The sequence below is a fragment of the Heliobacterium mobile genome (assembly GCF_009720735.1).
Classification (GTDB): domain Bacteria; phylum Bacillota; class Desulfitobacteriia; order Heliobacteriales; family Heliobacteriaceae; genus Heliobacterium; species Heliobacterium mobile.
In genome coordinates this window covers 177,040-204,012 of sequence record NZ_WNKU01000001.1, presented here as the reverse complement: position 1 = coordinate 204,012, position 26,973 = coordinate 177,040, and the positions used below count along the sequence as shown (strand labels likewise).

The 26,973-nt window shown below is 51.9% G+C and carries 25 protein-coding genes; 4 read left to right on the top strand and 21 right to left on the bottom strand.

Annotation, left to right across the window (positions count from 1 at the left end; all coding sequences use genetic code 11):
* Positions 1-12: 12 nt before the first annotated feature.
* The 19 genes from GJ688_RS00995 to GJ688_RS00905 all read right to left on the bottom strand — a co-directional run bounded on the left by GJ688_RS00995 (position 13) and on the right by GJ688_RS00905 (position 19,997).
* Complete coding sequence (locus GJ688_RS00995; RefSeq protein ID WP_170291531.1) at positions 13-1,500, bottom strand: UDP-N-acetylmuramoyl-tripeptide--D-alanyl-D-alanine ligase; 1,488 nt, start codon at positions 1,498-1,500, stop codon at positions 13-15.
* Positions 1,487-3,007, bottom strand: coding sequence for a UDP-N-acetylmuramoyl-L-alanyl-D-glutamate--2,6-diaminopimelate ligase (locus tag GJ688_RS00990; protein WP_155474666.1), 1,521 nt, complete (start codon positions 3,005-3,007; stop codon positions 1,487-1,489). Before GJ688_RS00990 ends, GJ688_RS00995 begins: the two co-directional genes overlap by 14 nt.
* A gap of 99 nt (positions 3,008-3,106) precedes the next feature.
* A complete protein-coding gene (locus tag GJ688_RS00985; RefSeq protein WP_170291530.1) occupies positions 3,107-5,263 on the bottom strand; it encodes a stage V sporulation protein D in 2,157 nt (718 codons plus the stop codon).
* A 140-nt stretch (positions 5,264-5,403) separates the two neighbouring features.
* Entirely contained in the window at positions 5,404-5,949 is a 546-nt protein-coding gene (locus tag GJ688_RS00980; RefSeq protein WP_155474665.1) for a cell division protein FtsL, read from the bottom strand.
* 46 nt (positions 5,950-5,995) lie between these two features.
* Positions 5,996-6,934: a 16S rRNA (cytosine(1402)-N(4))-methyltransferase RsmH gene (gene rsmH, locus GJ688_RS00975; protein WP_155474664.1), complete on the bottom strand. Its 939-nt coding sequence runs from the start codon at positions 6,932-6,934 to the stop codon at positions 5,996-5,998.
* Between the two features lie 35 nt (positions 6,935-6,969).
* Positions 6,970-7,401, bottom strand: coding sequence for a division/cell wall cluster transcriptional repressor MraZ (gene mraZ / locus GJ688_RS00970; protein ID WP_155474663.1), 432 nt, complete (start codon positions 7,399-7,401; stop codon positions 6,970-6,972).
* 213 nt (positions 7,402-7,614) lie between these two features.
* Entirely contained in the window at positions 7,615-8,199 is a 585-nt protein-coding gene (locus tag GJ688_RS00965; RefSeq protein ID WP_155474662.1) for a UbiX family flavin prenyltransferase, read from the bottom strand.
* A gap of 16 nt (positions 8,200-8,215) precedes the next feature.
* A complete protein-coding gene (locus GJ688_RS00960; RefSeq protein ID WP_155474661.1) occupies positions 8,216-9,235 on the bottom strand; it encodes a ThiF family adenylyltransferase in 1,020 nt (339 codons plus the stop codon).
* 11 nt (positions 9,236-9,246) lie between these two features.
* Positions 9,247-10,350, bottom strand: coding sequence for a M28 family metallopeptidase (locus GJ688_RS00955; RefSeq protein WP_170291529.1), 1,104 nt, complete (start codon positions 10,348-10,350; stop codon positions 9,247-9,249).
* An 84-nt stretch (positions 10,351-10,434) separates the two neighbouring features.
* Complete coding sequence (locus GJ688_RS00950) at positions 10,435-13,293, bottom strand: 1,4-alpha-glucan branching protein domain-containing protein (protein ID WP_155474659.1); 2,859 nt, start codon at positions 13,291-13,293, stop codon at positions 10,435-10,437.
* Complete coding sequence (locus GJ688_RS00945; protein WP_155474658.1) at positions 13,290-13,790, bottom strand: DUF4912 domain-containing protein; 501 nt, start codon at positions 13,788-13,790, stop codon at positions 13,290-13,292. Before GJ688_RS00945 ends, GJ688_RS00950 begins: the two co-directional genes overlap by 4 nt.
* 130 nt (positions 13,791-13,920) lie before the next feature.
* Positions 13,921-14,322, bottom strand: a complete 402-nt coding sequence (locus GJ688_RS00940) for a Fur family transcriptional regulator (protein ID WP_155474657.1) — start codon at positions 14,320-14,322, stop codon at positions 13,921-13,923.
* A 185-nt stretch (positions 14,323-14,507) separates the two neighbouring features.
* Positions 14,508-15,632 carry a DUF362 domain-containing protein gene (locus GJ688_RS00935; RefSeq protein ID WP_155474656.1) on the bottom strand — a complete coding sequence of 375 codons (1,125 nt, stop codon included), beginning with the start codon at positions 15,630-15,632 and terminating at the stop codon, positions 14,508-14,510.
* 173 nt (positions 15,633-15,805) lie between these two features.
* On the bottom strand, positions 15,806-15,913 hold the full coding sequence (locus GJ688_RS00930) for an RCKP-type rubredoxin-like domain-containing protein (protein ID WP_155474655.1): 108 nt from the start codon (positions 15,911-15,913) through the stop codon (positions 15,806-15,808).
* 76 nt (positions 15,914-15,989) lie between these two features.
* Positions 15,990-17,117, bottom strand: a complete 1,128-nt coding sequence (gene bshA, locus GJ688_RS00925; protein ID WP_170291528.1) for an N-acetyl-alpha-D-glucosaminyl L-malate synthase BshA — start codon at positions 17,115-17,117, stop codon at positions 15,990-15,992.
* A gap of 6 nt (positions 17,118-17,123) precedes the next feature.
* Positions 17,124-17,963, bottom strand: a complete 840-nt coding sequence (gene bshB1, locus GJ688_RS00920; protein ID WP_155474654.1) for a bacillithiol biosynthesis deacetylase BshB1 — start codon at positions 17,961-17,963, stop codon at positions 17,124-17,126.
* Positions 17,964-18,002: 39 nt separating this feature from the next.
* Entirely contained in the window at positions 18,003-18,830 is an 828-nt protein-coding gene (locus GJ688_RS00915) for a M55 family metallopeptidase (protein ID WP_155474653.1), read from the bottom strand.
* A gap of 21 nt (positions 18,831-18,851) precedes the next feature.
* Complete coding sequence (locus GJ688_RS00910; protein ID WP_155474652.1) at positions 18,852-19,205, bottom strand: YlbF family regulator; 354 nt, start codon at positions 19,203-19,205, stop codon at positions 18,852-18,854.
* Between the two features lie 30 nt (positions 19,206-19,235).
* Complete coding sequence (locus GJ688_RS00905) at positions 19,236-19,997, bottom strand: histidinol-phosphatase HisJ family protein (RefSeq protein ID WP_155474651.1); 762 nt, start codon at positions 19,995-19,997, stop codon at positions 19,236-19,238.
* A gap of 160 nt (positions 19,998-20,157) precedes the next feature.
* Here GJ688_RS00905 and GJ688_RS00900 point away from each other — a divergent pair, with 160 nt between their 5' ends.
* Positions 20,158-20,913, top strand: a complete 756-nt coding sequence (locus GJ688_RS00900; protein ID WP_155474650.1) for a hypothetical protein — start codon at positions 20,158-20,160, stop codon at positions 20,911-20,913.
* Between the two features lie 273 nt (positions 20,914-21,186).
* Positions 21,187-22,275 carry a 3-phosphoserine/phosphohydroxythreonine transaminase gene (serC, locus tag GJ688_RS00895; RefSeq protein WP_155474649.1) on the top strand — a complete coding sequence of 363 codons (1,089 nt, stop codon included), beginning with the start codon at positions 21,187-21,189 and terminating at the stop codon, positions 22,273-22,275.
* A 221-nt stretch (positions 22,276-22,496) separates the two neighbouring features.
* Here serC and GJ688_RS00890 read toward each other — a convergent pair whose 3' ends face one another.
* Together GJ688_RS00890 and GJ688_RS00885 are read right to left on the bottom strand one after the other, a co-directional pair.
* On the bottom strand, positions 22,497-23,288 hold the full coding sequence (locus GJ688_RS00890) for an ABC transporter permease (RefSeq protein WP_170291527.1): 792 nt from the start codon (positions 23,286-23,288) through the stop codon (positions 22,497-22,499).
* Between the two features lie 2 nt (positions 23,289-23,290).
* Positions 23,291-24,268 carry an ATP-binding cassette domain-containing protein gene (locus tag GJ688_RS00885; protein WP_155474648.1) on the bottom strand — a complete coding sequence of 326 codons (978 nt, stop codon included), beginning with the start codon at positions 24,266-24,268 and terminating at the stop codon, positions 23,291-23,293.
* 295 nt (positions 24,269-24,563) lie between these two features.
* Between GJ688_RS00885 and GJ688_RS00880 the strand changes: the two genes are divergently transcribed.
* Both GJ688_RS00880 and GJ688_RS00875 read left to right on the top strand, forming a co-directional pair.
* A complete protein-coding gene (locus GJ688_RS00880) occupies positions 24,564-26,543 on the top strand; it encodes a methyl-accepting chemotaxis protein (protein ID WP_155474647.1) in 1,980 nt (659 codons plus the stop codon).
* A 58-nt stretch (positions 26,544-26,601) separates the two neighbouring features.
* Positions 26,602-26,922 (top strand): hypothetical protein, encoded by a 321-nt coding sequence (locus tag GJ688_RS00875; protein ID WP_155474646.1) that lies wholly within the window; start codon positions 26,602-26,604, stop codon positions 26,920-26,922.
* Positions 26,923-26,973: the final 51 nt, after the last annotated feature.

The window sequence follows — 26,973 nt, the reverse complement described above, 5'->3', positions numbered from 1 at the left end:
CTCTTTCCCCTTTTATCTCAGCCCATCGGACAAGGCGGAGGCTAACCGTTCCAACCGCATACCCCTGGAGGCTTTTATCAGAATTACGTCACCAGAGCCAAGCAATCCCTTTACGACTTCCGCCGCTTTTTCGACTTCGTCAAAGTGCAGGACAGCACTGTCGTCCATCCCGGCTCGACGAGCTCCCACAGCGATCCGGGAGCCTAAAGGTCCTACCGTAAGCAGAAGGCCTACGCCTGCCTGGGCTGCATAAGCACCTACTTCTTCATGGAATCGGCCTGCTTCCTCGCCCAACTCATACATATCGCCGAGGATAGCCACCGTTCTCCGTGCAGCAGCGATCTCCACTGCTGTTGTCAAGGCGGCTTTCATGGCGGCAGGATTGGCGTTGTAGGCATCGTTGATCATGGTCATATTGTCTTTGAGCTGACATGTTTCCCAGTGCAACGATGATAGTTGAGCATTCATCAGCCCGTTTGTCACAGCAGTCAGATCAGCTTCTAATCCCCAAGCGACAGCCAGCGAAGCGAGAGCATTGGCAGCCTGATGTCTCCCGGGCAAGGGTAGGTGAAAATCTATGGCTTCCTTCATTTGCCATTCACCGCTGCCGATATGGAAAAGACCGACATTCGCCGAAACCTTTGAACCTTTTTCACCGAGCGGTTCAATTTCTTTCGCCCATACCACCTCGACCTTTTTAGCTGAAGACGGCGGTATTGCCTTCGTAAGCGTATGGGCTAGCTTTTCCTGACATGCTCCGTAGTAAATCGCCCGTTGTGCCCGGCTCACCGACTGTTCCACAGCCAGCGGATCCTCTCCGTTGATAACAGCGATGCCCTCTTCCGGCAATGATTGCAGCAGTTCACCCTTAGCCCGGGCTATGGCCTCCATGCTGCCGAGCAGTTCCATATGAACAGGTCCGATATTGGTGAGCACCCCTACAACAGGCCGGGCGATCTCACAGAGGGCTTCGATCTGCCCAGGGCCGCGCATGCCCATTTCGACGATCAGTATCTGATGGTGAGCCTGAACGGCGAGCACCGTCAAGGGCAAGCCGATTTCATTGTTAAAATTTCCCGGATTTTTCATGACGTCAAAAGAGGAGCTGAAGGCCGAAGCTAAGAGATCCTTTGTCGATGTCTTGCCGGTAGAACCGGTCACAGCGATGACAGGAAGAGAAAGTTCTTGACGATATGCCTCGGCACACGCTTGTAGCGCTTTGATTCCGTCGTCGACGACGATAAGGGCTTGCTTCGGTGACAGGTATTGCTGCCATTCTTCTCTCACTTGAGTGACGACAGCAGCCGTTGCACCTGCCGCCAGTGCTTTGGGAACGAAGTCATGACCGTCCATTTTCTCTCCTGGGAGAGCGAAAAAGAGGTCGCCCACTTCGATGAGACGACTGTCTATGCGGGCCACACCGGACAAGGCAGCATCGGGATTACCCATTATCTTTCCACCCATCCACCGGGCGGCTTTCGCTGCATTAAGACCGATCATAACCCATCCCTCGCAATACCTGCCGGGCGACTTCCCGGTCGTCAAAAGGCAGTACTTCTTTTCCAACGATTTGGTAGTTTTCATGGCCCTTACCGGCGATCATGACCAAATCGCCCGGATTTGCCATGGACAGGGCTAAAGCGATGGCTTTCTTGCGATCCGGTTCCACCTTATACTCGATTCCAGGCACAGCTTGCACTCCTGGCAGAATATCCTCGATGATTCGATGAGGATTTTCCGTTCTCGGGTTATCAGAGGTAACGACAGCGATGTCGCTCATTTCAGCCACCACTGCCCCCATGATCGGTCGTTTCGTCCGATCCCGATCACCGCCACAACCAAATACGGTGACGATCTTTCCTTCCGCCAAGGCTTCTGCTGTATTGAGCACATTGACGAGGCCGTCAGGCGTATGGGCATAGTCGACGATCACCGAAAAGGGCTGGCCTTGATCGACACTTTCAAAGCGGCCCGGTACGCCTCGCAGAGACTGCAAAGCCTCGACGATTTGCTCCGGTTCCATACCGACAATCCAGCCTACCGTAAAAGCGGCGAGGCTGTTGGAAATATTGAAGCGGCCCGTTAATTGTAAGGTCATGTCGACAGTACCACCAGGGTATTGGACGGTGCAGCGGGCACCTTGAGGGGTAACGTCCCAGTCCTTCGCCCGTATGGCGGCGTCCTCTTCCACACCGTAAGTTACGGCGGGAACAGAACTGACCTGTAAGAAGTAGTCAGCACTCGGATCGTCGGCATTGATGACGGCTCGCTTTACGATACCTTTCTTTGACTCCTTTTGGCCTAACTCTCGAAAGAGCTTTCCCTTCGCGGCCCTGTAGTTTTCCAGGGTATGGTGATAATCGAGGTGATCCTGCGTAAGGTTGGTAAAGGCGGCAATATCAAAGTTGACACCGAGGACCCGATGCTGATCGAGCGAATGGGACGAAACCTCCATCACGACCGCATCGGCTCCGTCATCCCGCATCTCTGCCAACAGTTTTTGCAGATCTGAGGACTCCGGAGTCGTGTGAGCTGCCGGCCATCTTTTTTCGCCGAGTTGGTTCCCGATCGTACCGATGACGCCAACAGAATAGCCTTTGGCTTTCAACACCGCTTCGATCATATAGGTTGTCGTCGTTTTGCCGTTTGTCCCGGTGACGCCGATCATCAGTAAATGCTCTGACGGATGGCCGTAAAAAGCTCCTGCGGCTAAGGCCAGGCTTTCCCGGGTTGAGGTGACTCGAATTTGAGGCACCTTCAGATCGACAAATCGTTCCACGACCAGGACAGCAGCACCTCCCTCGACCGCTTGAGCAGCGAAGTTGTGGCCGTCCGTTTTTTGCCCGGGAATACAAAAAAAGAGAAAGCCCGGTGCCACTTGCCGTGAGTCATAGGCGAGGCCCGAGATTTCTTGCTTGGGTTGCATCAGGCGTTGGAGATCATCTGTTTCTCCTGTCCATCTGATTTCTCTAACCTCTACATTTGCCAGGACTTTGCTTAGTTCCATTGGAATGGTCCCTCCTACCGCCAATTCCCGCAAATTGGGTGCATCGTCAGAGAACTGCCGATGCACCCAATTATTTCTATGTATTATTCATCATTGCCGCTATGGACCTGTTTCATCCGCTGGCACGAACTCAACCCGTACGACAGTGCCGACCGGTAATTTGGTGCCGGCTTTGTAACTCTGGCTTTTAGCGACGCCTGTACCGACCGGTTCAAAGGATAAGCCTAACTTCGCCAGCATATCGCCGACCTGCTTGATTCCTTTGCCTAGCAGATCAGGGCATTCGACCTGTGTTCCCGGATTGACTTTAGCCGTTTTGTCATCTTCGGCCAGATAAAGGACTACCGTCGTCTGTGGAGTTACCTTTTCTCCCGGTTGGGGAAGCTGGTTCACGACGCGGGTACCAAAACCTTCGGTAGCGACTCCCAAGCCCACATGGAGCAAGCGGTCTTCTGCATCATCCACACCGATCCCGGTCACTTGCGGAACAGCTACGGCCTCTACTTGGTTCGTCGCCGCCGCAGGCGCTTCACCCGTATTCATTTGAGGCGGAATGCCTAAATGACGCAGCACATCGGTCATGACGCTTTTGAAGACGGGAGCGGCTACGAGACCTCCGAATTGCTGGACTCCTTGCGGAGCGTCCACAACGACGAGACAAGCTACAGCAGGGTCGTTAGCCGGAGCGATACCGACAAAGGAAACCACATATTCCCCTTCCATGTAACCGCCGTTCGGCTTGATTTTTTGAGCCGTTCCCGTTTTTCCACCGACTCGGTATCCCTCTATGTAGGCGTTCGTCCCAGTCCCTTTCGATACGACTGTCTCCAAGATCAGGTTCAGCTTTTGGGCAGTCTCTTTGGAGACGACTTGTCGCACCACTTCCGGTTCAAAGGTTTGAATGACGGCTCCTTGGGAATCGAGGATTTTTTCTACCAACTGCGGCTTCATTAGCTTGCCGCCATTCGCCACGGCGGAGACAGCCGTGATCAGTTGAATCGGGGTGACGGCGTTCGCCTGCCCGATGGACATGGTGGCCAAGTCAATCGGTTTAACGGTTTTCTTCGGTACCAAGATCCCTGCAGCCTCGCCGTTCATGGAGATACCCGTCGGAGAACCAAAGCCGAAGGCAAGCAGATAATTATAGAACTTTTCAACACCCAGGTTCATGCCGATTTGAATAAAACCGGGGTTGCAGGAGTTCTGGACGACCTCTGGAAACGTCTGTGACCCGTGACCGTCTGGTTTCCAGCAACGGACTTTGCGGTCACCGATGGTTGCATAACCGGGATCGTAAAATTTGTCTGATTCCTTCACGGCCCCTTCTTCCATGGCAGCGCTGGCTGTCACGATCTTAAAGGTCGATCCTGGTTCGTAGACGTCGTTGATGGCCCGGTTGCGTCGGGCCGTATCAGGATACTTGTCGCGCTCATTCGGGTCATAGGTGGGACGGTTGGACATTCCTAGAATGCGGCCGGTTTTTACGTCCATAACGATGATGGTAGCCCCTTTGGGCTTCCGCTCCCGGTCCAGTTTATCTAATTCCCGCTCAATGATATATTGGACCGTTTCATCGATCGTCAGCACCAGACTATGTCCGTCGACGGGTCGAACGTAGGCGTGCTGAGCTTGTGGCAGTTCGAGGTTTCGGGCATCATATTCGGCGACCAGTTTCCCCGGGAGACCGCGTAACTCTTTGTCAAAGATCAACTCCAACCCTTCGATGCCACGGGCGTCCGTATCGGTAAAACCTAAGATGTGGGCAGCCAGTTTGCCTTTTTCATAAAAGCGCTTGCTCTCCGGGATAAAGCTGATGCCGTTCAGTTTTACCGTTGAATTCCGCAGCTGTTCGATCTTATCGGGCTCTACCTTGCGTTTGACCCAGACAAAACCTGAGTTGGCCTTCGTGATCGTCTGGAATACCTTTTCCGGATCCATTTCAAGAACGCGAGCGAGTTCATTGGCGATTGCCCGCTGCTCTGGTTCTTTGTTTTTTCTCACTTCTGCCGGGTTGGCTACGACGGAATCTACGCTGACCGAAACGGCCATAGAATTCATATTTCGGTCGAAGATAGTTCCCCGCTTTGCCTCTACCGGCAATTCTCTCATGCGAACGTCTTCGGCCTTCTCGGCATAAAAGGATCCATTCACCACCTGTACCCAAAAAAGGCGCAAGATAAGGATGCAGACCAAGGCGGTAAAGCTGATCAAAATATGGGTCGATCGTTTGCGCACCTGTACCGGTGTGGCGAACACGTTATCCTCCCCTTACCCTAAAAAAACCAAATCCCCCCAGGATATCCCGGGAGGAACTGCCCGGCACCAGTTCGCCCGACGGTCCACGCCTATCATTATAGGGTCAAATTCTCATTGCGGGCAATAGTTACATTTTTACGTCAAAGCAAACCGCCGCTTAATTTATGAAAGGCTTTCGTAATTGTCGCCACTAAAGGATTTGTGCCAACGGCTACATCTGTCTCTTGGACCGGGGCATCGTTGCCCTTCTTTTCCGATTCCGGAGGTTTCTGTTCCTGTGCTGTCTGAGCGGGTTTATCACTTCTGCTTTGAGATTGAATGGCGATCATCTTCGTGCCTTCCGGTGTTTTCATGCCCAACTTATTTACGGCGATGTTCTCAACGCGCTCTAGAGACTTCAACTGGTTGACTTCCACCCGAAGATAGTCTAAAGAATTTTTCTCTTTCGTCAATTCCTGGCGCAATTCCATGACGTGCTGGGCTTGGTAGGCGACGACAGCGTATTGAGAGCCGATGATGAGTCCACAACCCATGATGGCAATGGTGCTGGCGATAACTTTCCGTTTTGTCTTACCGCTGATGCCTTGTTTAACTCGTCGTTCTTTTTTGGGCTGTACCGACGGTCGCACTGACGGTTGCAGGACTTCCTCTTGATAGTCGTACACAGGAGCAGTGGCTTGTTTCAAGCTTATTCAACCTCCTTGTCCAGCAGAACATCCATGTTCAGGTCCTTTATATTTTTTGCGCCACCCTCAGCTTCGCGCTTTGTGAACGGGGATTGATCTTTAGCTCTTCTTCGGAACCGGTGATGGGCTTACGAGTGATGATCTTCAGACGAGCCTTTTTCCCGCAGCCACAGACAGGCATATCGGGGGGACAAGTGCAACCCTTCGCTTGTTCGGCGAAAAAGTTTTTGACGATGCGATCCTCTAAGGAATGAAAGCTGATCACGGCCAGCCGTCCGCTAGGAGCCAGTGCATCAAGAGCGGCCGGCAAGGCCTCTTGAAGAGCCCCTAATTCGTCATTGACGGCGATGCGCAGGGCTTGAAAGGTTCGCTTGGCCGGATGACCGCCTTCCTGCCTGGCTGCTGCAGGGATCGCCGCACGAATCACATCGACAAGGTCGGTTGTCGATGCCAACGGTTGTTCTGTCCGGCGATTGACGATGAACTGGGCAATTCGTTTGGACCATCTCTCTTCGCCATATTCCCAAAGAATCCGGAAGATCTCCCCTTCCGGGTACTCATTGAGTATCTGTGCAGCTGTGACAGCCCCGTCAGGATTCATGCGCATATCCAATGGAGCTTCCGCGCGGTAGGTGAAACCTCGTTCTGCTTCATCCAGTTGATGGGAAGAGACACCGATGTCGAGAAGAATCCCGTCGATTTTCCCTTTTTGGCCCAATTCCTCCACGACAGACCCCAATTGGCGAAAGTTGCTCCGTACCAGTGTGACCTGGTCAGCAAACTTCTCCAACTTTATTCGCGCTGCCGCCAGCGCCCTGGGGTCTTGGTCGAGGCCAATCAACCTCCCCTGCCCCGCTGTTTTTTCCAAAATGGCGGCACTATGCCCGCCCCCTCCGACGGTCCCGTCGAGATAGAGCCCATCAGGACGGGGCTGCAAGGCTTCCAAAACTTCCTCAAGCAAAACGGGGATATGATGAAATTCCATGTCGGCAAAAACCCTCCATCTGCGGTTTGCCTCGCTTATAGATCAAAGTCAATCAGTTTTTCGGCGACTTCTTCATAAGTCGCTGCCGCTTTATCGTTGTACTCACGCCAACGTTCGGCGCTCCAGATTTCTACACGGGTGCCTACACCGATGATGACGACATCCTTTTCCAAGGCGCTGTGCTCGCGGAGGTGACTGGGAAGCAGGATCCGTCCTTGCTTGTCCACTTCACATTCCGAGGCGCCCGAGAAAAGGAACCGTTGAAAGGAACGAGCGTCGGCTCGGGTAAAGGGCAGCCCTTTCAGCTTCTCTTCTAAGCGTCTCCACTCTTCCGGGGGATAAACAAACAAACAACCATCTAAGCCCTTGGTGGCGATAAATTTTTCTCCAAGTGCTTCCCGAAGTTTTGCCGGCATGAACAACCGGCCTTTTGGGTCGATGGTATGTTGATATTCCCCCATCAGCATGGTCTAGTCCACCACTTTAAACCACTTTTCTACCACCGTACACCACTTCATTCCATATTGCAACCCCTTTTCGCCCTGATATGAGGAAAATTTTAGGGTATATATGAAAAAAGGACCCCGGTCCCAACATGGGGGTACCGAAGGTCCTTCTGTAAAATCGTTTGTTTGGGGGGAGTGAAATGGTATCCACATTTCCTTTTTAGGGAAAGTACTTTACTCGCTCCCCCACCTTTTAAAGAGCTGATGAGGAATTCCCGCTTGATCCAACACTTTTCCGACGACAAAATCGACTAATTCGAAGAGAGTTGTCGGTTGGTGATAAAAAGCTGGCATGGCTGGCACGATACGGGCGCCGGCTTGGGCTAGACGTGCCATGTTTTCCAGGTGGATTAGGTGAAGCGGCGTTTCTCTGGGTACGACGATCAAGGGACGGCCCTCTTTCAGGGTCACATCGGCGGCACGGGTTAACAAGTTATCGGCTAGTCCCATCGCCATGGCTGCCACAGTATGCATGGAGCAAGGAATGACGATCATCCCTGCAGCTGGAAAAGAGCCTGAGGCGATGGGTCCACCTACGTCTCGTACGTCGTAAAGGGGGTAGCGCTCCGCCAGATCAGAGAGTGTCCTTTCCGTTTCTTCCCGGATCACCCGCTCACCGGCCTCGGAGACAACTAGGTGGGGCCGCATGCCCATCTCTGCTATGACTTCAAGGAGGCGTAAGGCGTATACGGAGCCGCTGGCACCGGTAATCCCGACGACCCACTCGGTGCGCAGGTCCTTTTGCTGCTGGTTACTCATTGAGTGCTGTCTCCTGTTAAATTCCAACGTAACGAGTATAGAAAGCCTTTGCGACCAAAGGATCTTGGGTTCCTTTGATCATAGCCCGGCCGTCGCCAAAGAGAATCATTTCCATTTGATCTATCAAAACCTTCAATAAGTAGGGGTTTTGTTGCACCTTGCCTAGAACCTTCAGACGCTCGGCGATATCATCCAATCTCAGCTTTGCTCCCCTGGCCGGGGTAATTTGTACAGAATTGGACCCGCAAAGGGAGGTGACTTGCATCTCTTCCTTTCCTTCCAGGAAAGGGAACTCGCGACGCCTGCAGGTAGGACAGTCGGTTCTGCGCGCTTCAGACAGATCGATCAAATCGTACCGGTTAGCCCACAAGTCCACCGAAAAAAGACCGCGGGACAAGTCTTCCACGCGATCGGTCAGCACTTTGAGCGCTTCCACCGATTGAAAGGCTGTCACCATCTGAATGGCAGGGCCCAGAATACCGGCCGTATCACAGGTGGGAATGGTGCCAGGGGCAGGCGGGTTCGGCATGAGGCAACGCAAGCAGGGACCTTGTTCCGGCAACACGACCATAGCCATACCATGAGCACCGGTCACACCGCCGTAAATCCAGGGAATCGCCGAGCGAACACAGGCGTCATTCAATAAAAAGCGCAGATCAAAATTGTCGCTGCCGTCGACGACCAGATCGACGCCCTCCAGCAGCGGCTCCAGGTTAGACCACCCTAGATCGGTCACGACCGCTTCGATATTGATTTCTGAGTTGATGGACTGAAGTTTCTTTTTTGCGGCTATCGCTTTAGGCATTGTTCTTTCTACATCATCTTCATCATAGAGAACCTGTCTCTGCAGGTTCGATTTTTCTACATAATCCCGGTCTGCCAGCAGGAGATGACCGACACCGGCTCGGGCTAAGGCATTGGCTAGGTGAGTGCCTAATGCCCCCATTCCGGCAATAAGCACCTTCGATGACAAAAGCCGCCGTTGCCCTTCCTCGCCTACACCAGAAAACCGGATTTGCTTTAGATATCGTTCCATCCTGTCACCGCCTATTTACCTGCTGATTCTGCTAACGTGTAGACGAACCGCCAACTCCATTCAGCGATTTTCTGCAATTTTTCTGTGTTAATAATCGAGAGGGTATCGCCGGGCGTATGGTTGCCTTCGAGCCACGTGCCGGAGAGGACGCTTATCGCTGGTACTCCCTTTTCTGCGAAGGGGAAATGATCACTGTTATGCATCCCCCGGTCTTGGGGCTGCAACCGGATATTTGTAGCCCGGGCTGCTTCCTCCATCACTTCACGCCAAGGGAGGTTCCCGGAAGACCAGTAAATAAAATCACTCTTATCACCGTTAGCTACGGTGTCCAGATTCACCAGTCCGATCAATGATTCCAGTGGAATTGAAGGGTGTTCCACATAATACTTGGATCCGATCAATCCGCCTTCTTCACCGGAAAACAAGAAGAAGGCCAGGCTTCGCCGGGTCGGTGACTGAATAGCTGCTTTGGCTATTTCTAAGAGAACAGCCACTCCTGAGGCATTGTCATTCGCGCCGGGATAGACTTGGTTGTCCCACTTTCCTAAATGATCATAGTGCGCCGAAAGGGCCACCACTTCATGGCGAAGTGCCGGATCCCTACCGGGAATCATACCGATGAGATTGTCAGCCAGGTTACCTTTGTTCTCCCCGGCAACGAGGTGCATCCGGCCGTTTACCGGGGAAAGAGAGAAGGACGGAACGGGAAAAGACTGAAAAAAGGTCTCCCCGTCCCCTTTCGGCTTTAAACCCCAGCTGCTCCAAAGACGTGCCATGTATTCTCCGGCTTTGGTTTGCCCTGGACTGCCGGCTAATCTTCCTTCCCAATCTTTTTGCGCTAAGATGGAAATATTGCTGCGCATCCGCGTTAGGTCAAGCCGCCGGTCCGGCAAATCGGGTAGATCCGTAATCACCGGAGGAGCAGTCGGCCCTTTTTGTTTATTCAGCCAATAGGCGCCGAACAAGCTGGCCAAACCGGACAGTACTGCCGCTCCTCCGTAGAAAAAACGACGGCGGTTGAGAGGAACATTCGCCCGAGGCTCTCGCTCTTTGTTCTCTCGGCTCGCAGTGCCGCTGGCTTTATCTCGAATATTTTGTTCTGACTTGCTGCCCAAAGGGGGCTCTTCTCCCCAGGGGTTTGGGCCTTTTCTGCCTGTCGCCAATGGGTGTCAGGCCCCACTTTCTGTCTGTTCTTCTTGTTAACCTACCTTTTCATCTGCTGGTTCGACAGCGAGAAATCCAAAGGTGCCAAAACGAAGGATGGCTCGCTGGTACGTTTTGATGGTCTCTTCGGCGATAACATCCCAAGAGTAGATTTGGTCCACGTCCCGACGGGCCGCTTCAGCCATTTGGTTGGCACCTTCACGGTCTTGCAACATGGCGATGACTGCTTCAGCCAATTTTTGTACATCGCCGGGAGGTACTTTGATGCCGTTTTCTCCAGTGCGGATGATCTCGCCGAGACCGCCCGTATCACCGACGATGACAGGTGTGTTGGCGGCCATGGCCTCCAAAGCGACGATCCCAAAAGGTTCGTAGAGGCTCGGGAAGACGGCGATATGAGCCGAACCGATGAGCCGGTTCCGGCTGTCATCGTCGACAAAACCGGCGAAGGAAACCCGATGCTCCACAGCGAGAGCGCGAGCCTTCTCTTTTAATTCTTCCATCATAGGACCTTTGCCGGCGATAATCAAGCGAGCCTGAGGCCGTTGACTGAGGATGTTCGGCATGGCCTCAACCAATAATTGAATACCTTTTTCGGGAACGAGCCGGCCCACATAGAAGAGAGTTTCATCGCCAGGATCACAGAACTTCTCCATCCCGTACCCTTTTCCAGGTGCCGCCATGAGATTGGCCGGATCAACGCCATTGGGAAGGACAGTGATTTCGGCCCAGGGAGTCGCAAAGAGCGTGGTGATCTCTTTGGCCATATAATTGGAACAAGCGATGAGCGCGTCAGCAGCGTTCGACAGGTCTGTTTCTTCATTGTGTATGCTACGCTGCAGGTCGTTCCAGATCCCTCGCTGGCGACCGTGCTCAGTAGCATGGATGGTGACGGCCAAGGGCACCTGGAGCAAGCGTCGAATTTCTTTGGCAGCCATACCGACCATCCAATCATGGCCGTGGATCAGAGCCGGCTTTTCGGCAGCCGATTCGGCGATGACACCGGATAGCAAGGCGAAGTTAAAACGCCATACCCAACTTAAGAAATCGTCGCTCGCCGTTCCTGGGACAGGTAGACGAATGACGGTGACCCCATCGATCACCTCTCGGTCGGGACAGCCGGGGACGGCACAAGTAAATACTTTGACAGGTACACCTCGGGCGGCTAAGGCCTTGCTCAGGTCGGCTACGGCGCGGCCCAAGCCGCCAACCACTCGAGGCGGATATTCCCAACTGAGCATCCAGATCGGCCCGATCGGATTCGTCCTTTTTGGAGAAAGAACTGGCTTACCTTCAGGTTCCGAACCTCCGGCAAAGTCACGGTAATTGATATCCCGAAAAATCGGATGCTTCCATTCGGCCTCGGCCAAGGCACTTTCGTCGACTTGCCCATTGCGCAGGGATCGGGCCAGTTTCCAGAACAATTGCAAGTGCTCTTCCAGTCGGCCGGTGGCATACTCCACAGTCGTCCTGGTGTGCATGATAAAGGGCCAATCGCTCGACTGTGCCAACAACAGTTCCCGGGCCGCTTGATTTAAGGCTTTTTTTATTTCATGGCGGGCTTGGGGAAATGCTTTCGCCAGGGCGACCATTTCCGCGTTAGCCCGGTGCAGGTGACGGTATATCCAGTCGTTTGTGGGGTTGAGCCAGACCTTTCCATAGCCATCTTCTCCCCAGGTGCTGAAAGCGATGCGACCGCTCGGACCGGGTCCGTAGGTCTCCCGGTACCGACGAGGCGTAGTCATCTTGACGGTCGATTCAGAGGAGGAGAGACGGCGAAGGACCGCTTCCAGAAAGTCAGGTCCCTCATACCACCAATGGCCAAAGAGTTCTCCGTCATAGGGGGAGACCACGATAGGCGGGAGATCCATCTGATCCCGCCAGGAGGCTGTTTGAGTTTCCCGGTTAAAGACAAAGTTATCGGCGTGGGCGTTGACCTTTTCCATAGCCCAATCGTGTCGGTAGGGTTCCTTCTGATCAGTATCTCCGGTGATGCGATAATATTTGAACCCTGTATCCCCTGGGTTTGGTCCGCTGAGGAAGGGGGCCACCGTTTCGAAGGGCAGGTCATAGCCGATATCTCGATAAAACTCCCGGTAATCGTAATCACCGGGATATCCCGACTTTTTATCCCAGACCTGGTGGGATGTCTCAGGGTCCCGGGCGAAGGCAGATACTTGAGCACCCACTTCCAGGGGCTGGTAGAGATTGGCCGGTCCAGGATGGGCATTGCGGAAAGTCCCTGTATCGACGACAAAACAGTAGACCCCTTCCTGAGCCAACACCTTTTCCAGTCCTGGCGCATAGGCGCATTCAGGCAACCATAGACCGTGAGGTTCCATGCCGAAGATGGCTTTGTGCTGGCGGACACCGGTGCGAATCTGCGGTGTCCAACTGCTTTCTGTCAAATAGGGAAGAAAGCCATGGGTGGCTGCCGATGTCCACAGATCGAGATGACCGCTTTGGGCCAGCGATTTCCATGCCTCTGTGATTTGACTGTTCCAGTCATCTTGGAACAGCCGGCGTGCCCCTTCCAATTTCTGACGATACAAGGCAGCCAGCGGAGCAAAGTCCTCATCTCCGGCTGTCCGTTTCTCTTCTAGGGCGGCTAGTTGCAGCATTTTATCGAGGTGCTCCCGATAACGCTGTTGCAGTAGGTTGTCTGTCAGCATGGCAGCTAAACTAGGCGTGACAGATAATGTGACACAAAAGTCGACTTGTTCCTCCCGCAAACGCAGCCAGGACTCGGTCATAGGCAGATAACACTCGGTCAAGGCTTCAAAGAGCCACCGTTCTTCTAAAAATTCGGGCAGTTCCGGATGTCGCACATAAGGCAGGTGTGCGTGCAGAACGAGGGCCCAGTATCCTTTTTGTTCCTTCAACATCGCCTTCATCGGGAACTCCCCCCGGCACTTTTTTCGTAAAAGCAGGTCGAACTGATGGACTCTGCCGGTGGAAGGTCTTCCAATTCAATCGGCTCTGCACCGCCGCAGACAGCGACGGGCCGGCCTGTATTCCAGGGACCGACAGGCTGAACGGGAGGTGTCAGTACACCTTTAGAACCGAGAATGGCGATAAATTCTCCTTGACCGTTATGCAGGCCTATCTGGGCTCGGTAGACCTCTCCCGGTCTAAGCCCGCTCACATACCAGCGGTTAGCGCTCGGTGGCAGTTCCACTTGATAGATACTGTTCCAGCAGGTGCCCTTTCCTTGCTTTTCTTCTTGCTGAAGCCGTAGCAAACAAGGGGTGTCAAAGGGAAGAAACCAGTTATGTAAAGCGTTTTGACGTGTCTTTTCTGTCAATTCCCAATAGATGAAGATGTGGTACGGATCCTGGACCAACAGACCAATGCCGTCTTCGCCATACCCTTGAGGGAAGCTTATGGTCATGGGCGGTTACTCCTCCAATCTTCAGTTTCGAAATCACAATTATCATTATAACAAAGTCATCCAACCAAAATGATTAAAAAAAGAAAAAAGCACCATTGAAGATGGTCTTCAGCAGTGCTCTCTGTTCATATTAAGAGACTGTCGCCTTGCGGCATTCGGCACAACGTCCATAAAACTCTAAACGATGACCTTGGATCTCATGTCCGCTCATTTCCTCAGCCTTTTCGTCCAGATTCTCGGCACGATCGATAAAAATATCAAAAACGCGCTTACAGTCTTCACAGACAAAATGATAGTGAGCCTCCACGTTTCCGTCGTAACGGGAACTGGCACCGGCGTATGTCATTTCCCGAATGATCCCCTGTTGGGCAAGGGTGTTTAGGTTACGATAGACCGTACCCAAACTGATATCGGGAATCTGGCGGCGCGCCTCTTGGTAAACCCAGTCTGCCGTGGGATGACTCGTTGTACCTTGAACGATATCTAAGACCAACTGTTTTTGCCTTGTCATCCGAGGTCCGATGGCTCCCATGGCGCTCCCCACCTTTCTTTATACAAATAGTAATCATCACTATCATTATCATATATGATGTCGCCAGAACTGTCAATCAAGGGGGACATCCTTTTCCAGATTATCTACGTAAATCGACAATCTGTTCCCATAATCGCCCGTTTTCCCTCATCGTTGAACAAGCGCCGAGTCAAATCTAGCTGCTCTTACTCGGGCAGGCGGATAAGTTGATACTTGCGAGTCCCTAAGCCCAGTTCTTCGGCATGGCGAAGTTGAATCGTGCCGTCGACGCTGGGATGGACCATGCGAAATTTATCCATTCCTGGAGCTATAGTCCCTTGACCGGCGTCAGCGAGGCGGTTGTCGATCAAGCCAGGCGCTTGATTGACCAGGTCGTAGCAAGCTTGATCCAAGGCAACGGGATCAAAGGAAGCGAGTATTCCCAAATCGGGAACAAGGGGAGTATCGCTCCAGGAGCAGCAGTCACACTCAGGAGTTACATCGGTGACGAAAGTAATAAAGGCGATTTTGCCTTTTTCCCGTTTTTCTCGGACAGCAGCATAAGCATATTCGGCCATTTTTTCCTGCAGCAAGCCCGGATCGATGGCCCAGTTGATCGCAATGGCCTTATAGGGACAGGTGACGGTACATTCGCCGCAGCCGATGCAGCGGTCCTCGGCGATGACCGCTCGTTCCCCTAAGGAGATCGCGTCGGCAGGGCACCACTTGACACATTTGCCGCAGACTTTGCACTTTTCGTTGATGGTCGGTTTGATATCGGAGTGTTGGATCAGCTTTCCCGAACGGGAAGCCAGGCCCATGGCCATGTTTTTTATGGCTCCGCCAAAACCAGTCATCTCATGGCCTTTGAAATGGGTCAAAACGATCATGGCGTCGGCATCTAAGGGAACGGCGGCGATCTTGGCTTCTTGCAGACGTCTACCCTTAGGCACTGGGATATTTCGGTAGTCTTTGCCGTCTAAGCCATCGGCGATGATGATCGGCGCCTTGACAGTGGCGTAAGCATAGCCGTTTTCCATGGCCGTATCTAGATGGTCGACGGCGTTAGCCCGGGAGCCTCGATAAAGGGTGTTCGTATCGGTCAAAAAGGGCCGCGCCTTTTTCCCTCGTATTTCTTCCACGACAGCTCCGACAAAAGGCGGCCGGATGGTCCCTGTATTCCCCCGCTCACCAAAGTGCATCTTGATGGCTACGAGATCCTGTTCGTTTACACAGTCCATAATATGGGCCGTTTTGATGAGTCTGCGCAGCTTGTCTACGAGTCCTTTACCAGCTTTAGCCCGGCGAGATACGAAATAGACTTCAGACATTTCTACCGCCTCCACAATAAAAAGCAGGGCTATCTCCCTGCTTTTTATCTTTCTACATATACACAATTATGATCAAATCTACATGCTTTTAAAACGCCCTCAGGTTCGACGAAAGCCAAGTCTCATCTTCCATGGCCATTCAATCGCAGAAACCATTCTTAGAAACCTATAGGCTATTGTTTAATCAGATCCTCTTTCACAGCGCCACATTTGGGGCACTTTCCAGGTTTGCAACGTTTTTCGATGACTTCGCCGCATTTTGCACACTTGTATACTGCCATTCTTGTCACCTCCATTTTTTGTAGTAACGATTACTACTATGCTTCAATTTCATCGTACCGCTTGATCTTGTGCTTGTCAAGGTCTATTCAAGATTTCCCGGTAGTACTGTTCATATGTATCGACGACCGGTTCCGCTTGAAAACGGTGCAGCGCTTCTTCCCGACCGCGGCGAGCCATCTCGTCATAAGCTTCTGGATGGGTCAGCAGGTGGACGGCAAAACCAGCCATAGTTTCCACGTCACCAACAGGAGCCAAATAGCCTGTAAGGCCATGTTCGACCACTTCCGGCAGTCCGCCCGTCTCACTGGCGATGACCGGAACTTGACAAGCCATCGCTTCCAAGGCAACGAGCCCAAAGGACTCTTTGGCCGACGGCAGCAAAAATAAATCGGCTAAGGCAAAAATTTCGGCCACACTGTCCTGGCGCCCTAAGAAAATGACCCGTTCCCGAACGCCTAAGGCCTCGGCCATGTGAGCGGCGGCGCACTTTTCCGGACCGTCACCGACTAACAAAAGCCGTGAGGGCACCTGTTCGTTTACGCGAGCGAAAACGCGAACCACATCTTCCACACGCTTGACTGGGCGGAAGTTGGATATGTGCAGCAGCACCTTCTCCTCCGGCCGGGCAAAGCGAGCCCGCAAACAGGGATTTGAAGCAGGACAATATTCTTCAAAATCAGCAAAGTTGGGAATCACTCGAGGGAGATCGGCCAGGTTGAAGATCTCCTTCGTCTCCCGGGCCAAGCTCCATGACACAGCGGTAACACCGTCGCTCGCTTCCAGAGAGAACCGGGTTATTTCATAAAATTGAGGATCATTGCCGACCAAGTTGATATCGGTACCATGCAAGGTGGTGAGAATCGGTAAGCGCCGTTCCTTAGCCAGCATTTGCTTGGCCAGATAAGCCGCAGGCGTATGAGGGATAGCGTAGTGAGCGTGTATAAGATCCAGTTGGGCCGAACGGGCTACGTCGATAATCTTCGCCGACAGCGCCAGTAGGTAGGGAGGATAACGGAAAAGAGGGTAATCAAGCACCTCCACCTCATGAAAAAACAGATTCGCTTCGAAGTGATGGAGGCGAAAAGGTAATTCATAAGCAAAGACATGGATATTATGACCGCGCCGAGCCAACTGCCGGGCCAATTCAGAGGCGACTACACCGCTTCCTCCGTAGGAGGGGGAACAGAGAAATCCGATATTCACTATGAATCACTCCCACAAGGCGCCGATCTCTTTCACACCGAGAGGGCCATCCGGATAGAGAGGCTCGGCAAAAGTTGTTCCAATCAGCCCGCCCAGGTATCGATCTCGATCTTCCAGAAGTTGAGGTAAATCAGGGATGCGCAGTTCTTGCCGCCGGCCGCCGAGTCCGCGAAAAAACTGGCTTTGATAAGCACATAAGGCTGCCCGTTTTTGTTCGTAGACGGAACCAACATCCACATAGAGGGGCTCTTTATTCTCTTGAAGCAGGTTTCCGTTGATGCGGTAGGTCAAGAACCGGGCCGGCCGCCAAGGTTCTGAGGGAGTGTCACCAAACTTTTTTAGGCCGCCGTAAAAAAGGGCTTTCCGGACAAGCTGACCGGCTGCTTCATGATCGGGATGGCGATCACTTCCTCCAGGGGCTAAGACCAACTTGGGGCGATACCGGCGCAGCCAATGGACGAATTGTTCCATCCAGGGCTGCCATCGGCTAGGGTCGCTGAGGTGCCCGTCGGGCCACTGCCCATTGATCCGTTCCCTCACCCCCAAGATCCGGGCAGCGTCACAAGCCTCTTTCCACCGTTCTTCTACCGTTCCCCTGGAAGCCATCTCACCGCGAGTGAGATCGATGATCACGACAGAACGGCCTTGTGCAGCAGCTAGAGCCAGCGTACCGCCGACACCGAGCTCCACATCATCTGGATGGGCACCGAAGGCCAAGATATCTGCAGGCTGATCTCTTTCTTCTGTTAATGATTCCCGATCAGCAAATACCGCTTCATTGCGGAAAATCAATTCCTTTTGGCGATGGCTTGCTTCGCGCCAATCCTCATCGATAAGGTTCTTCAAATTAAGCTACCTTCTTTCCAGGCATTTCGGTTCGGTTTCTTAGGCCATCGCTCCGGCCAAAACCAGCATCGCCTGAAAAGCTCTAAAGAGGTCAGGCAAGTCCTCCCGAACGAGTTCAACCTGGTTGGCTCTCTTGCGCTGCACTTCCGGCATAAAGGCAACCATGTCGGCCATGACGGGAGAGTGAAACTCCACCAGCAAACGATAGGGACTTTCTGGACACCATGTCTGGACCTCGCCGCTTCCCTTTTGCCAGTCCTTTACCACGGTAAAAGCGGCCGCCTCAATCGCCTTCTGCGCCTCTGATGGCAGCATCGTATCGGCGGCTTGCCGGCTCAAGGCTCTTTTTACCGAAATAAATCGAGTTCCCACGAGTTGAGCGGAAGCTTCTTTCGCCAGATCCTCATCGCCAGTCACCAAAGCGACGGGCACCCCGAAATAACCCGCTAAAGCGGCATTGAAGGCTAGTTCTCCCACTTCAACCCCGTTTAAAAAAATCTGCTCGATCAGCCGGGCGCTATAGGAATGGCTCAGGATACCGGAACTCCCCTGGCGGCTGTGATAACCGATGAAAAAGGCCATATCCCAGGAGCCGTCGATAGCGCACATCATACCTAATGGCTTTGGCTTGCCTGTGATGACGCGCACTCCCGCAGGAAGCATTTCCAGACGCAGGTTGGTCATCGACTCGTGAGCATCGTTGATGACAATGTCGGCAGCACCAGCATTCTGCGCTCCTCTAACGGCGGCAGCCACCTCCAAGGTCATTCGAGCGCAGGCCTCTTCATAGGCCGGTCCAGAATATAATTGAGCCGGGGATATCACCCCGGCCACTCCTTCCAAATCAGCGGATATATAGATGCGCATCCATACCCCACCACCCCGCTATTATGGGTTGCCCAACTCCTCAGGAAGCCAATCCTTCACTGCATCGCTCAAAATCTTCTGGACATCGGTCATCAGTTGACTGAAACGAAACTCAGCCATCAAGTACTCCTGCAGTGACGGCTGTAGACTGATCAGCCCCGCCAGCTGCTGAAACGATTGCAACTGTGCTTCCGTAGGCTGTTGGCCTGATAAAGTCACCTTTTGCAACTCCCACTGCTTGGCCCGGAAATCGTGGAGCATTTTTTTCGATTCTGGAATGGCTTCCACCTTAGATTTTGCAGTTAGAAGCTCTTGATACTCGGCAGAGTTTTTCAAGGACCGTGCCAGTTGATGGGCTTGGTCGTGTATGTTCATCTTTCATCCATCCCTTATGGAAGACTTTGATCAGAGGTTCTCCATGTAGCACTTGCGCCGGTGGAAGGTGGCCACTTTGCGGTAGCCTACAGACCAGGCAATTTCACGAGCCTTATCGAGGTCGCGACCGACTTCATGGAAGAAGTGGGCGTCGGAACTGAGGATGATCGGAATGTTCAACTCAAAGCATCGTTCCAAAAGAATGCGTTGTGGATAGACTTCAGCGACCGGTTTGTTCAGTCCATTTGTGTTGATCTCACAGGGCAGCCCCGATTTGCTGATCGCTTGGAGAGCCTCTTCAGCCAGTTCCAGGATAGGGCGACTGCTGCGGTAATTGAAGATTTTAATCAGATCGAGGTGTCCGATAAAGCTGAAGAGTCCTTTTTCTGCCACTTCTTTGATGTGAGCGAAATAGGCACGGTATAGCTCATCATTTTCCCAATCGTTATACTTGTCTATGTAATCAGGGTGATCAAAATCCCAGCCTTCGATTTTGTGGACTGAACCGATCACGTAGTCGAAGGGGTACTGGCTGGTCATCTTTTGTAACAGATCATCGGCATTGCGAATGTAATCGATCTCCACGCCGAGGCGGACCTGTACATCGGGATAACGCAAAGCCGCTTCCCGGATAGCTTCCACATTGTATTCATCAAGGTAACGATCATGATCGGCAAAGCCAACATGGGCGATTCCCCGTTTTCGAGCCGTTTCGAGATAAGCCGAAATCTCTTCCACCGTGTGTTTTGATGTTCCGTGTCCGATGCCGTGTACATGGTAATCAACGAGCATGCTGATACTCCTTCAGGTTTTTTTATCGCTAGGTGAATGAACCCCTGTCATCCATTTTACCAGAACTGGAATTCAACTTCAAAGGGATGGCTTCCCATCGGATTCACCTCTAAAAGAGGGTCTGCATAATATACAGGGACTTTTGGAGGAGGTGACAGCCATGAAAAGAAAAACTTCCCTTTTTTCCGGTGTCTTCGTCCTGTCAGTGCTGGTATTAGTGGCTTTGATCAAATTTTCAAGCCTTCTACCTATCCCTGCCTTAGCCTTCGATAAAACAGCCAATGACGAAGAGTTGATTCGTCGTGCCCTGCAGGCAAAAGAAGCTCAGTCCCTAACGCCGACGAGTGTGTTAAAACAAACGATGGAAACGTCGCCCCTGGACGGGGAAGAAATCATCTTAGGGATCAACCTGGGAAAAAACCGCTCTTTCCTAGCCGGTTTTGAAAAAGCCAACGGTCGACTGATTTCCGTATCGCAAGACTTGGCCTCCTTGCGTTCTCTCTCTTCCACAGACCTTCCGGGAATCGCACAAAAAGGGATCTCTATCGAAGAAGAGTATGACAACAAACTCGGCGGATTTGAACAAACCACCTGGCAGCGTATCTTCCGTATCGACGAAAACAACGCCTTCCAACAAGTCTTCGCTCATGTAAAAAAGAGTGAGTATTACTGGCATGACGCCTGGGAAAATTCTCAGGGACCCTACTGGCATAAGGTCAATGAGGAAAACACCTTTGAACGCCTATCGCCCGATGTGATCATCGTTCACCGGAAGGTTACCCGATTCATCGCTCCGGGCGATCCAAAAGTCATGCCGACGGAGTACAAACAGGAAAGCAGCCAAAGCGAAAACATACGCTTCGAATGGGACGCCGCGACGTTGCGGTTCAAGGAAAAAACGAGAGAACAAGCATAGTGTGCTGAATTAGCAAAGGTAAAGTTAGGTAATAAGACAGAATTGCCAAAAGCCCGCATGGATCGGATCGTCATGGTCCGATCCCTTCTTCTTATAGTTCGCGATAATTTCGTTGCCAATTATTTTGGACAACGGCTGGAACCAGTGTCTAAAAAAAGAAAAAGTTTTTCTCACGCAAACATTGTGTACCACCGGTGGACAAGATATAATAAGCATATTCAAAAATTTTTAGTTTACAAACAAACATTACATATCGGGAGGAAAAGAAGAACCATGACGGAACGTGTATTCAACTTTAATGCGGGACCTGCTACCCTTCCCCTGCCTGTTCTCGAAGAAGCTCAGCGAGAAATGCTGAACTACCGGGGCTCGGGGATGTCCGTAATGGAAATGAGCCACCGTTCGAAAGAATATGAAGCCATCAATAATGAAGCCGAAGCCAACATGAAAGAACTGCTTGGCCTGGGCGATAATTACCGTGTGCTCTTCCTGCAAGGCGGTGCCAGCACCCAGTTTGCCATGGTTCCGATGAACTTCCTGCAGCCCGGCCAAAGGGCTGACTACATCCTCACCGGAAGCTGGTCTGAAAAGGCCCAAAAAGAAGCAGCCAAGTTGGGCCAAACCCATATCGCTGCCACAACTCAAGAAGGTAACTACAAACGGATCCCTTCATTGGAAGAGATCCAACTGAGCGAGTCACCTGCATACGTCCACATCACCTCGAACAACACCATCTTCGGCACCCAGTGGCAATCCTTCCCTGACTTCGGCAACATTCCTCTCGTCGCTGACATGTCCAGCGACATCCTCTGCAAACCTTTTGATGCCAGCAAATTCGCCCTGATCTATGCCGGCGCTCAGAAAAACCTCGGCCCCTCCGGCGTGACTGTCGTCGTCATCCGTCAGGACATGATTGAAAAGGCCGCCACGAACATCCCCACCATGCTGCGCTATGATATCCATGCGAAAAACAACTCTCTCTATAATACGCCGCCCTCCTACTCCGTCTACATGGTCAACCTAGTCCTCAAGTGGCTCAAAGCTCAAGGCGGGCTTGCTTCGATGGAACAACGCAACCTGGAAAAAGCAGCTCTCATTTACGACACCATCGACGGCAGCAACGGATTCTATAGTGGCCATGCCGACAAAGACAGCCGCTCCACGATGAATATTACTTTCCGCCTGCCCAACGAAGACCTGGAAAAGACTTTTGCCAGCGAAGCGACGAAACAAGGCATGATCGGCTTAAAAGGCCACCGTTCCGTCGGCGGCATGCGGGCCTCCACCTACAACGCCATGAGCCGGGAAGGCTGCCAAGCCCTGGCCGACTTCATGAAAGAGTTCATGCGGAAAAACGGGTAAAGCCTTTTCCCAATCAAAGGGCTTCTATTGAACACCATAGAACTTCTTAGCACGAAAAACGATAGCCATCTAGGCTATCGTTTTTTCACATTCATAGTATCCTTCTTTCTCCCTACAATGCGGGCTCACAACCTACCCCAGTGAAGCAAAGCTCCAGACTACTGGTAATCGACTTGACGACTACCTTGGCCGCTAACAAGGTCTCGACGCTTACCGAACCATCATCCCTGACGATTGAAAGCGGTCACTCCTGTAGCCGCTGTCACTATGGAGAAAAGACCTACGATGCTTAGATCATAAGCAATACTATGCTGAAGAATGGCCTGCGCTTCGGGGATGCCTGCATAAATGGCGTTTCTCAAGGCATCTACGCCGTAGGTGAGCGGGTCGATCACCATGAGCACTTGCAACCACTGAGGGGCACTGTGCAAAGGGAACATGGCGCCGCTTAAAAAGAACATGGGCATCGTCAGAAAGTTAGAGATCAACTGAAAGCCCTGCATCGATTCCATTCGACCAGCGATGGAAATGCCGAGAAGCCCGATGGCAAAACCAACGAGGGCACAAATCGGCAGCACCTTCAAAGCCGTCCATAAGGTGAGGGACAAGCCGGCAAAAGGAGACAGAATGAGCAGAATCGTCCCTTGAAAAGATACGATCGTGCCGATACCTAAGGCTTTGCCGACGGAGATGGCCCAACGGGGAACCGGTGCCACTAAAATTTCTTTCAAAAAACCAAACTCCCGGTCCCAAATGATAGAGATCCCTGAAAACATAGACGTAAACAGCACCGACATGCCGATGATGCCCGGGTAGATAAATGTCATATAGTCCACGGGCGTTCCGCCGGGAGCTTGACGGAAGGTCATGGCGGAGGCGATGCCTGTACCGACGAACGTCAAATATAAGGTGGGCTGCATGATCATACCGGCCCACTGGCTTTTTTCCCGGAAAAAGCGAATCAACTCGCGGTACCAGATCACATAGATGGTCTTGAGAACGCTTTCCAGCATGATTATCTTCCCCTCCGCCGACCCAGTCTCCGCTGCCGGAACCGCTCTTTTTCATCGAGCAGTTCGTCCCGGATCGCCCGGCCTGTCGTTTTTAAGAAAACATCGTCCAGTGTCGGTTCGTGGACGGACACACTGGTGATCATACCGGCAAAATCTACGGCCAGCCGGGGAACAAAAGAAGCCCCGTCCTCCACTTCCATCCGTAAGACCGTTCCGTCCTCGACAACAGGGATCCCATAGCGTTGCCGGATTTCTTCGGCCAACTGTTTATTATTCGTCGTAGTGACGGTGACCATGTCACCACCGATATCTTCTTTTAAAGCCTTCGGGGCATCGAGAGCCACGATCTCTCCATGGTCGATGATGGCGATACGGTCACAGTGTTCTGCTTCTTCCATGTAGTGAGTCGTCATGAAAACAGTGATGCCTAATTCATCGCGCAAGCGAAGGACATGCTCCCAGATGGCACTACGGGTCTGCGGATCCAACCCAATCGTCGGTTCATCCAAAAAGAGCACCTGAGGATGATGCAAAAGCCCCCGGGCGATTTCGAGACGGCGTTTCATCCCGCCGGAAAAGTTGCGAACCAGGTCTTTCCTACGTTCTGTCAGCTCTACCATCGCCAAGACCTGTTCCATCCGTTCCTTAAGCAAAGCACGAGGAACGTTATAGAGCATGCCATGAAAGTAAAGATTCTCCTCCGCTGTCAACCGATCGTCCAGGGAATAGTCTTGAAAGACCAACCCGATGGACTGTCGTACCTTTAGCGGCTCTCTGTTCACATCGTATCCGTTCAGCAGCGCCTTTCCCGATGTCATCGTAAGCAAAGTACATAAGATCTTGATCGTTGTCGATTTTCCTGCCCCGTTTGGGCCTAAAAAACCGAAGACTTCCCCTTTATCCACTTGAAAGGATATCCCTTTCACCGCTTCAAAATCTCCATAGCGTTTTACTAGATGATCGACAATGATGATACTCATGGGCAGCACCTTTCCTATACCGATAAAATTCATATACCAAAATAGCTGCGATCATATGAATAAAGACCTAGGGAATCAGCAGGGTATTTTAACTATAACACTCTTCAACGAAAATTCAAAAGTCCTTAACTGACTAAAGCGGGAACCGATTATCGCCAAGCCTTGTACTATTTTTGTCTAGAAAAAGTGCAACCCCCTTCGGTTTTTGCAGGGTAACGGTAAGGTTATGTCGAAAATATTCGAACAGAATTCAATATACCTGTGGACAGGATAATGGGAAAGGGGCGTCTCCACCATGAGTTTGCGATCAAGAATTCTTCTATTCGTCCTCATACCGGTTTTCATCGGCCTCGCTATTATGAATTTTGCAAATTACTCTGGCGCCAAAGCATCCCTGGAAGATCAAATTCGTTCCACCCTTCGATTAACGACGGAGGATGGTAAAAACGACATCGAAACCTGGATGACCGACAAGGAAGCTATCGTTTCAGAATTGGCCGACCTCTACGCAGAAGGCATGTTGACAGACGCAAGCGCCCAACATCATCTTGAAAATATCCTTACCCAACACAAAGAGATTGTGGACATCTACATCGGCCATATGGATGGTCGTTATATTGACGGTACCCATCGCAATCTTTCTTCCGATCCCCGTCAGAGTGACTGGTATAAAAAAGGATCTCTTAAACATGAGTTTGCCTACTCCGATGTGTTTTTCGATGCAAAAGACCAAAAATCCCTGATCACTATTTCCCACCCGATCATTCGTAACAATGAAACCATCGGCGTTGTCGCAGCAGACTTAGATTTTAAAGCGTTACAAAAACCGTTAAGCGAGATCAAACCCAGCAACGCCGGATATACCTTTGTCCTCGATCGGCAAGGAAAATTCATCCTCCATCCTACCTTAACCGCCAAGGACAATATCCTCACCGTCGATAATGGCGCTCTGAAGGATGCAGGAGAACAATTCCTCGGTGGACAACCGACCTTTGAGCAACGGCGGTTTCAAGGTATCGACAAATTTTACTCTTCCCTCCCTGTAGGACGTGCCGGCTGGATCGTTGTGACTACAGCACCAGCGAGTGAACTGTTTGCCTCTATCAACAGCTTAGGGGTACGAGCCCTCACTATCGGGTTGATCACTTTGTTGCTTCTGGCGGGTATCGTAACATACGTGGCCAAAAACATCACCGATCCCATCACAAAGCTATCCACCGCAGTAGATACAATCGCTAAAGGCGACTTGACCCTTGATGAATGGGCTCTCCGCTCCGAATCAGCTGCTCCCGAATTGGCCGCTCTTGCCAACAGCATCACGATCATGGTGGCGAACCTGCGAAATTTGGTCAAACATGTGTGGGACTCCTCTGAAACCGTAGCCGCTTCCGCTCAAGAGCTTACAGCCAGTGCCGAGCAATCTTCCCTCACCTCCGGTCAAGTGGCTGAATCGATCACTTCCATCGCCCATGGGACCGATGAACAATTTAATGATGTGAAAGAAGCGACGGCCGTCATCGGCCAGATGTCTAAAGAAATGCTCGACATCTCTGTCGGCGCTAAAGCCGTCGAAGAATCATCGGAAAAGATGTCAGGAGCCGCACAAAAAGGCAGCCGGGCTGTGAAGGCCGTCATCAATCAAATGAGTCGTACCGAGAATACGGTGATGAACACCGGTGAAATGGTAATGAAACTCAAGGCGCGTTCCGAGGAAATTACGAAGATCGTTGAAACGATCAGTTCGATCGCCAGGCAGACCAATCTACTCGCTTTAAACGCCGCCATCGAAGCGGCTCATGCCGGTGAACAAGGCCGAGGTTTTGCTGTCGTCGCCGAAGAAGTGCGACAGTTAGCCGAACAATCTCAAGAATCAACTCGCCAGATCGCGAAACTCATCGACAGTATCCAAAAAGATACGGACCGGGCCGTTGAATCCATGAATGCAGGGATCAAGGAAGTCCAGTCGGGCACCAAGATCGCCAAAGCAGCAGGACGGGAGTTCATGAACGTCGAAACATCGATCAACGAGATAGAAGGTCAGTTCCGGGAAATCTCCGCTTCTATCCAACAGATCTCTGCCGGCGGCCAGGAAATCGTTACAAAGATGGAAGACGTTCAAAAGATCGTGAAGACGACCATGGAAGAGGCCCAAACGGTGGCAGCGGCCACGGAAGAACAAGCTGCTTCCATGGATGAGATCGCTGCCTCCAGCGGCAGTCTCGCTAAAATGGCTGAGGAATTACAACGAGCCGTTCAGGAATTTCGCATTTCATAAGCTCTATCACAGACCTCCCTTAACGTTCATACCCTACGTCTAAGGGAGGTGGTTTTTTTTGGATCCCATTCCATCTGCCAGCAGCGGTTATGAATACCTGATAACTGTACTTTCCGTCCTGGTCATGTCTACCGTCGAACTTTTTAAGTACTTTTTACAAAAAGAGACCGTTACGTTCAAAGTCATCCAACCGTTCATCCTTGTTTTTTCGGGCTTCTTTTGGGGAAGCTTATACGGACTTTGGCGAGGGGACGGTCTCACTTGGACCGCTATAAAAGAAGGCGCTGAACTGGGTGTATACGTCTCTTGCGTCTCCGGCACGACCTACGGAATTTTCAAATCTCTCCGTCAGGTTCGCGACAAAGGAACCAATGAATAACTCCATTTTGACTTGCCCCTGTCAACCCTACGGGATATAATAAATTTAGTT